Source organism: Bacillus sp. BACIII (assembly GCF_057836745.1).
In genome coordinates, this window is sequence record NZ_CM174437.1 from 3,146,096 (window position 1) to 3,159,118 (window position 13,023).

Consider the following 13,023-nt stretch of genomic DNA (forward strand, 5'->3'; position numbering starts at 1 on the left):
GATTGCAAATGAATATTCTGCACATCGCCGGGAAAGAAATCAAAATCAGTTTCCGTGACAGACGGACCTTTATTTTCATGCTTGCTTTTCCGATCGTCTTTATGATGATTCTCTCTGCGGCATTATCAAACGCCTTTGATTCAGAGGTGACGGTCGGACACATCAAGGTCGAATATACGGACCAGTCAAACGGACCGCTTTCTCATGATTTTACTGAGTTTATGAAAGCCGCAAAAAAAGAGCATGTCTATTTTCACAAAGCGGACACGGAGGCAAAAGGCAAAAACGACGTTCGTGAAAATCAGGCGGATGCTTTCGTCACTGTCAAAAACAGCGGTTTTCAAGTTTATACAAATGACCGGAGCGGCATGAACGGCACGATCGTCCAAGGCATGCTGACCGCTTTTACCAACCAATACAAAGCAGGCGCCGCCGCATACAAGGCGCATAAGGCACCGGTCGCCGGACAAATAAAAAGCGATTATATGAAGCAGACGTCTTTAAACAAAGCGAAGGAACCGAAAGCGAAAGATTTTTACGCGGTGTCCATGACGACGATGATCGGGCTGTACGCCTCGATTTTTGCAAGCACCTTGTTCCGCGGGGAAAGAATACGGCACACAGCCGATCGCCTGATTGCCGCTCCGCTCCGAAAAAGCGATATCTTTCTCGGAAAGATGCTCGGCATTTTGGCTGTGAATGTTCTGACGATTCTTGCCGTTGTCGCCTTCAGCAAATTTATCTTAAAAGCGAATTGGGGCAGCCACATGGGCCTTGTGCTTCTGATTCTCGTTTCTGAAATTCTTTTGGCCGTCAGCTTCGGGCTCAGCCTGAGCTATTTGACCAGAAAACCCGAAAGCGCCAGATTAATCACCGTCATCATCGTTCAGGTGATGTCCATTATCGGCGGCGCCTATTACAAATATGAAGGCGGAGGAATTTCCGTCCTGTCGCCCTTATCATGGATCAATAAGGCGATTAACAACATCATTTACGCAAATGATGTATCAGCGGCATGGCCTGCACTCGGTTTAAATACAGCATTGGCGGCACTCTTTTTGCTGATCGCCGCATTTACGTTTCAAAGACGGGAGGGATTGTAATATGAAAAACTTCTGGTGGCTGTTTGCACACACTCTCAAAGGGATTACAAAAAGCAAAAAACAGCTTATTCTTTATATCGGGGCTCCGCTGATCGGCGTCTTCCTCTCCTTCATGACCAATGCCAACGGCGGAGCCGAAACGCTCAATATCGGCATTCTCAATCAGGACGGCGGAGAAGTGGCACAGGATACGGTCACGTTTTTAAAAGGACTGGATCATGTGAAGATTTCGGAGGAAACGGCTGCGTCCGCCACATCCAAGATCGCTTCAGGAAAAATGGAGGCGCTCATTACGTTTGAAAAAGGCTTCTCCCAAAGCGTAAAAGACGGGAAACCGGCTCACATCGGCATGACCTCGCTGAAAGGCGCCCAGGTCACCGGATATGTCAGCTCTTATTTGTACAATTATATGAACAGCGCCGCCTCAATCGGCAAATCTTCCGGCGGGGACGCAAAGGCCTTTCAGGCGATGTACGCCGATTTCAAGCATTCTCCGATTCAAACGGAGTCCGCTGTTTTACAAGATACATCGAACCATAAAGAAATGACTTACTCAGTCATCGGGTATCTCATTATCATTATGCTCTATTCCGCCGGCAACCTGACGGAACTGATGATTAAAGAGCGGGAAAACAGGACGTACTACAGGCTTCTGTCAACGCCGATCACATCAAAGCAATATGTACTGGCAAACGCAGCGGTGAATATCATTATCATGGCCGTCCAAATTCTATTCGCCGTTCTCTTTATGGGCGCCGCTTTTCATATTCATCCGTCATTCCCGCTGTGGCAGCTGTTCATCCTGATGATGCTGTTTGCATTAAGCGCAATCGGTATCGCCTTTATTGCCGTCGGTTTTTCCAACAGCAGCGCTTCGGCATCGGCGCTTTTGAATTTGATCGTTGTGCCGACATGCTTGCTCGCCGGCTGCTTTTTTCCGGGCAATATTATGCCGAAAACAGTGCAGACAATCGCCGAATTTCTGCCTCAGCGCTGGGTGCTTGATACGGTGGATCAATTGCAGCACGGCCGCACGCTCCAAAGCCTGACGCTGAACATCATCATTTTGGGAGCCTTCGCCGCCGCCCTGTTATTAATAGCCGCATACAGGTTCAGCGTAAAACGTCAGACACAGACATTTATGTAAAGAAAAACAGCCCCGTAAAGGGCTGTTTTTTCTTAGAACAGAAGCTCGTCCGGGTTCGGGCCGACACGCTCATCTTTGTTCAATGCGCTGATCTTTTCCATTTCTTCCTGTGACAGTTCGAAATCAAAAATATCGGCATTTTCTATGATGCGGTGCTCTTTAATGGATTTCGGAATGGTAACGACTTCGTTTTGAAGATCCCAGCGCAAAATCACTTGAGCGACCGATTTGTTATGTTTTTCCGCAATTTGTGACAGCACTTCGTTATCTAAGAGCTGTCCCTGCATCAATGGAGACCATGCTTCCACTTGAATGCCCTGCGCTTTGCAGAAATCTCTTACTTCTTTTTGAGTCAGGCGCGGGTGGAATTCTATCTGGTTGACCATCGGCTTGATCTCAGCATCTTTCAGCAGTTCTTCTAAGTGATGCACTTGGAAGTTGCTGACGCCGATCGCGCGGATTTTGCCGTCTTTGTACAGCTTTTCAAGAGCGCGCCATGTGTCTTTATATTTATCCTTGCCCGGCCAATGAATCAGGTATAGGTCAAGGTAATCGAGGCCGAGGCGCTCAAGGCTTTTCTCAAACGCGTCAAGTGTCGTTTCGTATCCTTGATCTTCATTCCACACTTTTGACGTGATGAACAGCTCTTCTCTGGCAACGCCCGCAGCTCTGATGCCTTCGCCGACGCCCTCTTCATTTTTATAAATTGCCGCCGTATCAATGCTGCGGTAGCCATTTCTGATTGCCGCTTCGACAGAGTCCGCCGCTACGCTTCCGTTTTCCACCTTAAATACGCCAAGGCCGAACCACGGCATTTCAACGCCATTATGAAGCTTTACAGTATCTTTTAAGCTTTTTGCCACGTTGAACCATCCTTTCTAGTCATTATGTAAACGGTTATTATTATCTCACATTTACGCCGTATGAAACCAATTATACGCTCATCGTTATAACAGAAACCATCTTTAGTACTCCGGTACCACTAGCGTTATTATTTTCCTATTTTTCAAAAAATCCGGTTAGCCCGGTAACTGACCGGGTAAATCGCTAATGCAGCCACCAAACAATCGAAGGAGGAAATACGATGAAACGTATACGTATCCCAATGTCCGTTGCCCTTGGCGCCGCTTTGTCCCTGACTCCTCTGTCCTTTGTATCCGCAAAAGAAAACCCGGTCCCTCAAAACATGGCACAGCAAAAGTCAGATGTCTCTGCAAAAGATGTCGGTTTAAACATTGATGTTGACCTGCTCGGCATCGGCAATTCGATTGCTGACGCGATTAAGTCGGCGCAAAACCGAGACGGCTTCGTCAAAAACTTAATGGAATCTTCATTCTACGCTTCAGGACAAAAATATAATGTCATGGTGTTTAATTTAAGCCAGGAATATGAAGATCATTTTAACGGCGTTCAGTTTTACGGTTCCGCCGTTTATGACGGCATCACATACGGCATTTGGGTGTTTGAAGACGGAAGCTTCACCAACAAAGGCGATGGCGGCTGGATCAACTGGGCCTTCAGAGGCTGGTTTGACCGCGACGGCGATCACGTCGAATTCCATCGTCCGTAATGTAAAAAAGTCCGGCACACAGATGCCGGACTTTTTTTCATTTATTCATCTCCGTCAAGCATCGCCGCTTCCACATCATTGATGTATTGGCGAAGCTCATGTGACATGTCGCGGGAGATTTCCCGCTCTTCGAATAATGTTTGGATTTCATTGCGGATGGCCTGCACGGCCCGCAGTTTGATCTCAAGTTTTTGATTTTCAAAACGGCGGCTCGGATTCTGTTCGTGATACGAGTGCCCCAGCCTGAAAATCAGGTGATTGTAAAAGGAAATGACGGCAAGCGTCACATCTTTATTTTCTTCGGTCATGTGTTTTTTCAGGCTTTCAATCGCCGCTTTTGCCGTTTTAACCCTTGTGGCGCGAATGAGGCCTTCTTCATTTAAAATCGACATTTCCGGCTTTTTTTGTTCACCGAAAAAGATCCAGTACATCAGGCGTTTCAGCTTTTTCTTAGATAAGCCGACTTTAAACGGATTCGTATACAGCACTTCCAGTTCATCAAACCGTTCCTGGAGGCTGTCAGCCGTTTCTTCCGGGATGTCGCCCCGCTCAATCAGCCGGAGCAGTTCTTCCTGTTCAGCCTGTATCCCTTGGGCGCGGACTTTCCGCTCATCTTTTTTCGTGCGGTTTTTTACGGTAAACTGCTGAAACCTGAGATTTTTCATTTTCTCATTGTATTCGGCAATGACCGCAAAAGAAGCCGTTTTGTTAGTCTCATTCATATTTTCTTTGATGGCCGATAAAGCAGCCTTTATCAGCTTCCGTCTCGCTGTCAGCAATTTGACTTTCTTCTCTTTCGCATTGTCTTCCGGCTTATCTGTCAGAATCGGCAGTACGATTGTCGCCAGCACCAATGTGCACAAAATAACGCCTGCGGCTAAAAAGAGAATCAAATTCCGTTCAGGAAACGGCGAGCCGTCGGAGAGCACGTACGGAATGGAAAAGGAACCCGCAAGCGTGACCGCTCCCCTGACGCCTGAAACTGAAATCAGCAGTGTGGAGCGCAGGCCGGGCTTATAAATGCTCTGATCCTTGTTAAAAAACCACTTGCCGTTCCAAAAAAACAGCACCCACAAAAATCTGAGAATCATTAACGTCAGCGTAATGACGATAATGTACCCGATAACCATCATATTGTTAAACGCGGTATCATTAAAAATAACAGAAACCACATCCGGTATTTGCGTTCCTAATATGACGAAAACAAGACCGTTAAGAATGAACAAAATAATATTCCACGTACTTGAAGAGACGATTTGCAGTTTGACCATCGTTGATTCAAGACGATCCTGCTCCACCGCATGCGTGATGCCGCCGGCCACAACCGCTAAAATGCCGGAAACGCCGATTTCTTCAGCCGCCAGATAAATGACAAACGGCGTCAGAATTTGAATCAGCATATGCATCGTGACATCCTGCATGCCGAGGCGGCGCAAAAACAGCCGGAAACGGATAATCAAAAAAGAAATGACGACACCGCTGAGTAAACCGCCGGCTGAAATCAAAACAAAGCTGAACGCGGCCTGCGCCAGCGAAAATGCGCCCGTCACGGCAGCCGCAATCGCAAATTTAAAAGCGACCAGGCCGGATGCGTCATTCATCAGCCCTTCTCCTTCAAGGAGACGCAGAATGCCTTTTGGCATCTTCACACGCCCTGACAGCGCGCTGACCGCAACAACGTCAGTCGGTGACAGGATCGCCGCCAGCCCGAACGCGGCGGCCAGCGGAATGCTCGGAATCATCCAATGAATGGTGTAACCGCCGACAATGACCGTGGCAAATACGAGCCCGAGCGCGAGAAGCAGAATCGGCGCTCTTAAATTCCAAAGTTCCGCACGCGGCGTCCGTTTTCCATCATTAAAAAGCAGCGGAGCGATAAACAAAACAAAAAACAATTCGGTATTCAGTTCAAAATGAAGCCCCTGCGGAAATGACGCCGCAATGATACCGAGCGCCACCTGAATCAAAGGCACCGGGATAAAGGGGACAAACCGATTTATAATATTGGAGATCGCAATGATGGTTAAAAGTACGAGTACGACTAAAAATATGTGCAAAGCATGACCTCCTTCATCTGCTGCATTGAATCATCATTGCCTGTTCTCATGGCCCCTGTCAAAGGCCGGAGCCAATTACCGGGCTGGCCCGGTATATTTCCCGCACACAACCATTCTTCTTTTATTTTACCCGTTTTTATTTAAAATTTCTCATAACGTGCTCACGGGGAACTTTTTTTGCCTTCGGCTACTTTTTTCCGAAAAAAGAAAAAGCCTGTTTTCTATGAAAACAAGCTTTTCGCACGGCTGCGTTCTTACTGTTTAGTAAATTGTTTCAGCAGCTCATCTTATTCGTGAAAATTCGTTCCGTCTGTTGTCGCTTTAATGATGCCCGCACGGATGACGAAATCTCCAAAGTGTTCGCCTTCCTCACGCTCTTTCGCATAACGCGGCAGAATGGTGCGGAGCTCACTGAGAATCTCCTCTTCACCGATATTTTCCCGGTACATTTTGCTTAAACGGCTGCCGTCAAATGCAGCTCCTAAATACATATTATATTTTCCCGGCGCTTTTCCGATAAATCCGATTTCGCCGAGCGCATGGCGGGCGCAGCCATTCGGGCAGCCAGTCATACGGATGGTGATCTCTTCATCCCGCAGTCCGTTTTCGTCAACAATGGCTTCAATTTTATCAATCAGCTTCGGCAGATACCGCTCCGCTTCGGCCATCGCGAGCCCGCATGTCGGAAGCGCGACGCAAGCCATTGAACTGCGGCGCAGGGCGGAATGCTGCCGGCCGTCTGTCAGACCGTATTGTTCGATTAATGCGCTGATTTGATTCTTTTTCTCGCTCGTCACATTGCCGATAATCAGGTTTTGATTAGAGGTGAGACGGAAATCTCCCGTATGGACTTTGGCGATTTCACGTAATCCCGTCATCAGCTTATAATCCTCATAGTCCGTGACACGGCCGCCTTCGATAAACATCGTAAAATGCCATTTTCCTTTTACGCCTTTCACCCATCCGTAACGGTCGCCGTTATGGTCAAAATGATAAGGTTTCGCCTCATCCAGCTGCCAGCCGAGGCGGTTCTCCAGCTCTGCTTTTACATTTTCCAGACCGAGACGGTCAACAGTATATTTAAATCTGGCATTCTTTCTGACGGAACGATTTCCGTAATCACGCTGAATCGTAATGGTTTTTTCCGCTACATCATACAGCTGCTCCGGTTTGCAGAAGCCGATGACTTTTGAAAGCTGCGGATAAGTGGCCGTATCACCGTGCGTCATTCCCATACCGCCGCCGATTGCCACGTTGAATCCGATCAGTCTGCCTTCTTCTACAATCGCAATGAAGCCGAGATCTTGAGAAAAGACATCAATATCATTGGACGGAGGCACGGCGATTCCAATTTTGAATTTCCGCGGCAAATACAGCGGCCCGTACATCGGTTCCGTTTCCGTATCAGGAGTGCCCGCCACCCGTTCCTCATCAAGCCAGATTTCATGATAGGCTCTCGTGCGCGGAAGAAGGTCGTCACTCAGTTTTTTCGACCATTCGTACACTTCCGCATGGATTTCAGACTGATACGGATTTGAAGCGCACATGACGTTTCGGTTGACATCTCCGCAGGCCGCAATGGTATCAAGCAGCGCCTCATTGATTTTCTGAATCGTTTTTTTCATGTTCCATTTTAAAATTCCGTGCATTTGGAACGTTTCGCGCGTTGTCAGCTTTAATGTATTGTTTCCGTATTTTTGCGCCAGTTCATCCATGACAAGCCATTGTTCCGGAGTTGACACACCGCCTGGCATTCGGACGCGCAGCATGAATTGATAAGCCGGTTCAAGCTTTTGTTTCTGACGTTCATTGCGGAGATCGCGGTCATCCTGCAGGTAGCTGCCGTGATGCTTCATCAGCCGGTTGTCATCGTCCGGGATGCCGGCTGAAATCCGGTCGAGCATGACTTCTTTCAATGTGCCGCGCAAATAATCACTTTTTTCTTTAATTTCCTCAACATCACTTGGAGGGCCTTCCGGCGCTTTTAAAATGTTGTTCACCATGCTGAATAAGCTCCTTTCAAACCAAAATCAATATACGTCACGCTGATAGCGTTTTTTCTGCTGCATGTCTGCCAGGAAGCTTTCCGCTTTTTCACGGCTCATGCCGCCTTCTTCCTGAATGATATCGAGAAGCGCCTGGTGCACGTCATGCGCCATATGCTGTTCATCACCGCAGATGTATACGGCGGCTCCCTGCTGCAGCCATTCATACAGCTCTTTGCTTTGTTCTTTCATACGGTGCTGCACATATACTTTTTCCTCCGAATCCCGGGAAAAAGCGACGTCCATTTTTGTGAGTACACCGTTTTGCAGCCATTTTTGCCATTCCGTCTGATACAGAAAATCAGTGACAAAGTGCTGATCTCCGAAAAACAGCCATGTTTTCCCCTCAGCTCCGGTTTCTTCACGCTCCTGCATAAAGGAACGGAACGGCGCGATGCCTGTCCCCGGTCCGACCATGATGATCGGTGTATCCGGGTTTTCCGGCAGCTTGAAGTTTTGGTTGTGCTGAATGTAAATCGGAAGCGTATCTCCCGGCTGGAGTCTTTCCGCACACAGAATGCTGCAGACGCCTTTTCGTTCTCTGCCGTGCGCGTCATATCTGACCGCTCCGATGGTCAGATGCACTTCTTCCGGATTCGCTTCTAAACTGCTTGCGATCGAATAGAGCCGGGCCGGCATTTTACGCAGGATAGAAAGAAAGTCTTCCGCGGACACTTCCCACGGACCGAAATCCCGGACGAGATCAAGCAGGTCACGGCCGTTGATGTATGCTTTCACCTGCTCTTCATTTCCTTCGGCCAGAAGTTCACTCAGCTTTTTGTCAGTCGTAAACTGCGCGGCCTTTTGCAAGAGCGGTTTTGTTAACACTGTAATTTCAAAATGAGAAGTAAGCGCGTCTTTCAGCGGACGGGTCTCTCCTTGCTTATTCACCGCCACTTCCTGTTGTGGGTCCCATTTCAGCTCATTGATCAGCTCATCCACAAGCGCCGGATCATTTTCCGGATAGATGCCGAGGCTGTCCCCGGGCTGATACGCGAGACCCGATCCTTCAAGCGAAAGCTCCAGATGGCGTGTTTCTTTATTCGAACCGCGCCCGTTCAGATTGATGTTCTCAAGAACCTCCGCCCGAAACGGGTTCGTTCTGGAATAAACGGATTCACCGAAAGCCGGCGTCTCGGCAGGAGCTTCAGCCGTTTGGTTTCCCGCTCCTTCGTTCAGGCCGCCGATAACCGCATCAAGCCATTCTGAGAACGGTTCATCATAATCAAGATCGCAATCAACCCGGGGCGCAAGCTGCGTGCCGCCGAGCTCTTTAAGACGCTCGTCGAACTCTTTGCCGGTCTGGCAGAAAAATTCATACGAGCTGTCCCCGAGCGCCAAAACGGAAAAACGGAGCGCTTCAAGCTTCGGCGCGCGTCTGCCGTGAAGAAATTCATGAAAAGCCAGCGCGTTATCCGGCGGATCGCCTTCTCCGTGCGTGCTCACCACGATCAGTAAATTGTTTATTTTTTTCAGATTATTCGGCTTAAAATCGTTCATCGACGCGACGGTGACTTGGAATCCCCGTTCCTCAAGCGTCTTTACCGTCTGTTTCGCAAGACCCTCCGCATTTCCCGTTTGCGATCCGTATAATACGGTCACTTCTTTCGAGACTGCCGGGCTTTCTGCCGCAGACTGGGGAGCGGGTGCGGCTGCTTCACCGGACTCGGACCGGGCCGCAGCCAAATAACCGCTCAGCCAGATTTTCTGTGATTCTGTCAAGGTCGGCAGAAGGCGGTTAAGGAGCTCTGCCTGCTCCTGATTAAACGGACTGTTCATGACCTGAAGTTGCAACGATATCCACCTCACAAGGAATTAAACGTAACGTACGTTATTTCTATAGGAATTGTCAAAATAATATTCTAATTGAAACTTTACCGAAAGTTTGTGTGTAAGTAAAATATATAATCATGATGATAATGATTAAGATTACTAATGATAAAAAGCCCTTTGCACTTGGGCAAAGGGCTTACACGAATAAGCCGGCGGGCACTTCGTTTATAAAAGGAGAGAGTTCTCCCGGAGACAGCACGGTCAGATGATGCATCGCCCGCGTGCAGGCCGTATATAACAGCTTGCGGTCATGCCCGCTTTTATACTGGGCAGCAGAGGCGTCAGCGACAATGACGGCGTCAAACTCAATGCCTTTTGCCAAATACACGGGAATGACGCATACCCCTTTTTGAAAAGGCTGGTTTTCTTTATTGATCAAACGGACACCGCTCCCGGTGCTGACTGTCTGAAACACTTTTTTCGCTTCCGCAGCCGTTTTGCAGATGACTGCGATCGTCTCCCGGCCTTTTTGCCTGAGCTCCCGTATTGTTTGAGTCAATTGCTCGCGGCGCTCTTTTTCAGTATCCGCCCGCAGAACCCGGGGTTTTTCCCCGTTCCGGTTAAAAGGCTCAATGTCATCACCGTCAGCCAGCAGCGCTTTCGTAAATTCAACAATCTGCCGCGTCGATCTGTAAGTCCTCTTCAGGCTGACATACTTCTCTGCGCCATTGCGGAAGCAGCCGGCGAGTGAAGAAGGACCGGTAATGGTGTGTGCATAAATCGACTGGCTGACATCACCGAGCACCGTCATTTTTGCAGCCGGGAAGATGCTTTGAATATACGTGAGCTGAAAAGAGGAATAATCCTGCGCTTCATCAATGAAGACGTGCTTCATTTGTGTATCTATTCTTTTTCCTTCTATCAGGTCCTGCAAATACAGATACGGAGCGGCATCTTCATACGGGAGCGACCGTTCTGCAAATGCGCTGCGGGTTAAAGCCCCGATGCTCTGCCAATGATCGGGCTTTTCATCAGCTCCCCAGTCTGAAAACAGCCGGAGGTACATCCGTTTTATATCGAGAAAGCCGAGCTGTCTGACGGCCTGCTTAATCGGTTTAAAAGCTTTGCGGACAATAATGGCGCCAAGCAGGGACTGTTCACGCTGGTGGTCGTCAAATACAGGTTCGTCATCCGCCGCTTGCTTCTTAAGTTTTTGATAAACCTCAGCATAATCTTCTTTATCAAGCAGCTCACTCTCCTGCAGCACCCATTCCTTCTTACGCTCCTTTTTTTCGAGTGCGCTGATTTCCGTAAGAAGCCATTCCGCCGTCAGCTCCGCTCTGTTCGGAATCGGCAGCTGCTTATCAAGCGAATAAAAATAGGCTTCAATCCGCTCTTTTGAAATCAGGATGTCTCCCCGGAAGCTGATCTGTTTACATATCAGGCCGGAGACCGAAAGCGACCCGGCATAACGGTCAATCATGGCCTGAAAAGCTGGTGACGCTTTGTAAGCAATGGCTTCGAGCCTTACGGAAAGGGCTTCCTGATTCTGCTCGGTCAAGCAATATTCGAGCTGTTCGTACGGGCTTTCACATTCAAACTTTCGTCCGAGCCGGCGGGCGATATATTCCTGAAACGTGGCCTGCTCCATATTTTCTTCTCCCAGTTCCGGCAATACGGCGGAAACGTAACTGTTGAACAAAATGTTCGGAGAAAACAGCACGATCTGACGGGCGTCAAGCACACCGCGCCCGCGGTACAGCAAGTAAGCGGCCCGCTGAAGCGCCGCGGATGTTTTCCCGCTTCCGGCGGCTCCCTGAACGATGAGATATTTGCTTTTTTCATCACGAATGATTTCATTCTGTTCTTTTTGGATGGTTGACACGATGTTTTTCATCTGCTGGCCGGAATGGCCGCTCAGCACCTCTTGCAGCATTTCGTCACCAATCGTCATATCCGTGTTAAACATCGCTTTAAGCGTCCCGTTTTTAATGATAAACTGCCGCTTCAGTGTGATGTCGCCTTCTATCGTTTCTTCCGGAACTTCATAGCGGGCTTTTCCCGGGGAATATTGATAGTAAAGAGATGAAATGGGCGCACGCCAATCGTAAATGAGAAAATGCTCATTGTTTTCATCCATTAAAGAAGTCAGCCCGATATAAATCTGCTCGGCAATGGACTCCCCTTTTTCCGTAAAATCGACACGGCCGAAGTAAGGAGAGGCTTTCAGCTTTTGGATTTTTTGAAGCTGCCGGTATTGAAGCCGATGCGTCCGTTCACGTTCTGAAAGCATTTCAGCCTGCTGTTTAATGCTTGAAAATGTTTCCGCCGCTTCATGGGCATCATCCAAATTAACCGTGACATCATCCCAAAACGTTTTTCTCAGGCCGACAATATCCTGCTTCAATCCGCCCGATGATGCTTCAAGACGCGTTTGTTTCTGATCCAATTCCTTCATGACAAAATTGATTCTTTCCTGCTCTTCTTTCCATTCTTCATCACGTTTTGCCATCAGCGGCACCTCCGACATCAAGCTGACAAATCCGGCTTTCTTTACACAAACATATTATTCAGCATTATAGTCAAATACCCTTTTTCTTATCATATCGGGCGTCTTTTTTATCCGTTATGCAAAAAAACCGATTTCTTTTATGAAATCGGTTTTTTACTGATCTATATGATAGGAACGAATCGGCAGGCGCCACCTGAAAACATAACTGCAGATGCGGCATGCCACAAGCACTAGGAACAGCACATACAAACCTGCGGCATTCCCGGCCCAGCCGAGGCCCACGATTAATCCTCCGAGTGCGGCCCAGACTGCATAAATTTCCGACTTGAGCACAAGGGGCTTCCTGCCCGCGAGCAGATCCCGTATGATACCGCCCCCGCTTCCGGTCAGCACCGCGGCCGCAACCACCGCGCTGAGCGGATGGCCCATTTTCACGGCATATAAAGCGCCTTGGATGGCAAACGCCGAAAGCCCGATGGCATCGGATAAGTTGCCCCATTTACTCCAATGTCTTAACAGCAGCTTCGGAAACAAAAAGACAATCGTAACTGATGCGAGAGCGATTTGAAAAAACGCGCCTTGCTCCCACAAGGCGGAGACCGGAACACCGATCAGCAGGTTTCGGATGGCTCCGCCGCCGAACGCCGTTACAATCCCCAAGATATACACGCCTAAAATATCATACTCCTCTTCCATCGCAACAATCGCTCCGCTGACCGCAAACGCAATGATGCCGATTACACTAAGCAGCTCCCAGGCCATTCCATATGCTCCTTTTTATTTGTTAAATTTTCTGACGACCATTAGATTTTATAA

At 48.5% G+C, this 13,023-nt stretch carries 9 protein-coding genes; 3 read left to right on the forward strand and 6 right to left on the reverse strand.

Translation table 11 applies throughout. From position 1 onward, the window contains the following. Positions 1 to 8: 8 nt before the first annotated feature. Positions 9 to 1,103 (forward strand): ABC transporter permease, encoded by a 1,095-nt coding sequence (locus ACXN9U_RS15455; protein WP_489201873.1) that lies wholly within the window; start codon positions 9 to 11, stop codon positions 1,101 to 1,103. A gap of 1 nt (position 1,104) precedes the next feature. Continuing rightward, the gene (locus ACXN9U_RS15460; RefSeq protein WP_060964280.1) at positions 1,105 to 2,250 is read left to right on the forward strand and encodes an ABC transporter permease; all 1,146 of its coding nucleotides are present in this window, start codon (positions 1,105 to 1,107) and stop codon (positions 2,248 to 2,250) included. 32 nt (positions 2,251 to 2,282) lie between these two features. On the opposite strand, the gene ACXN9U_RS15465 is transcribed toward ACXN9U_RS15460, so the two are convergent. After that, positions 2,283 to 3,113 (reverse strand): aldo/keto reductase, encoded by an 831-nt coding sequence (locus ACXN9U_RS15465; protein ID WP_007410023.1) that lies wholly within the window; start codon positions 3,111 to 3,113, stop codon positions 2,283 to 2,285. Between the two features lie 221 nt (positions 3,114 to 3,334). Between ACXN9U_RS15465 and ACXN9U_RS15470 the strand changes: the two genes are divergently transcribed. Beyond that, a complete protein-coding gene (locus ACXN9U_RS15470) occupies positions 3,335 to 3,820 on the forward strand; it encodes a hypothetical protein (RefSeq protein WP_016937938.1) in 486 nt (161 codons plus the stop codon). Positions 3,821 to 3,861: 41 nt separating this feature from the next. Here the strand turns inward: ACXN9U_RS15470 and ACXN9U_RS15475 are convergent, their stop codons facing one another. From ACXN9U_RS15475 to ACXN9U_RS15495, 5 genes are all read right to left on the reverse strand, one after another. Beyond that, the gene (locus tag ACXN9U_RS15475; RefSeq protein WP_060964279.1) at positions 3,862 to 5,877 is read right to left on the reverse strand and encodes a Na+/H+ antiporter; all 2,016 of its coding nucleotides are present in this window, start codon (positions 5,875 to 5,877) and stop codon (positions 3,862 to 3,864) included. Positions 5,878 to 6,164: 287 nt separating this feature from the next. After that, positions 6,165 to 7,880: an assimilatory sulfite reductase (NADPH) hemoprotein subunit gene (cysI, locus tag ACXN9U_RS15480; RefSeq protein ID WP_045925965.1), complete on the reverse strand. Its 1,716-nt coding sequence runs from the start codon at positions 7,878 to 7,880 to the stop codon at positions 6,165 to 6,167. 27 nt (positions 7,881 to 7,907) lie between these two features. Further along, positions 7,908 to 9,716, reverse strand: coding sequence for an assimilatory sulfite reductase (NADPH) flavoprotein subunit (locus ACXN9U_RS15485; protein ID WP_489201874.1), 1,809 nt, complete (start codon positions 9,714 to 9,716; stop codon positions 7,908 to 7,910). 175 nt (positions 9,717 to 9,891) lie between these two features. Next, entirely contained in the window at positions 9,892 to 12,207 is a 2,316-nt protein-coding gene (helD, locus tag ACXN9U_RS15490) for an RNA polymerase recycling motor HelD (RefSeq protein WP_489201875.1), read from the reverse strand. Positions 12,208 to 12,360: 153 nt separating this feature from the next. After that, on the reverse strand, positions 12,361 to 12,969 hold the full coding sequence (locus ACXN9U_RS15495) for a trimeric intracellular cation channel family protein (protein ID WP_016937932.1): 609 nt from the start codon (positions 12,967 to 12,969) through the stop codon (positions 12,361 to 12,363). Positions 12,970 to 13,023: the final 54 nt, after the last annotated feature.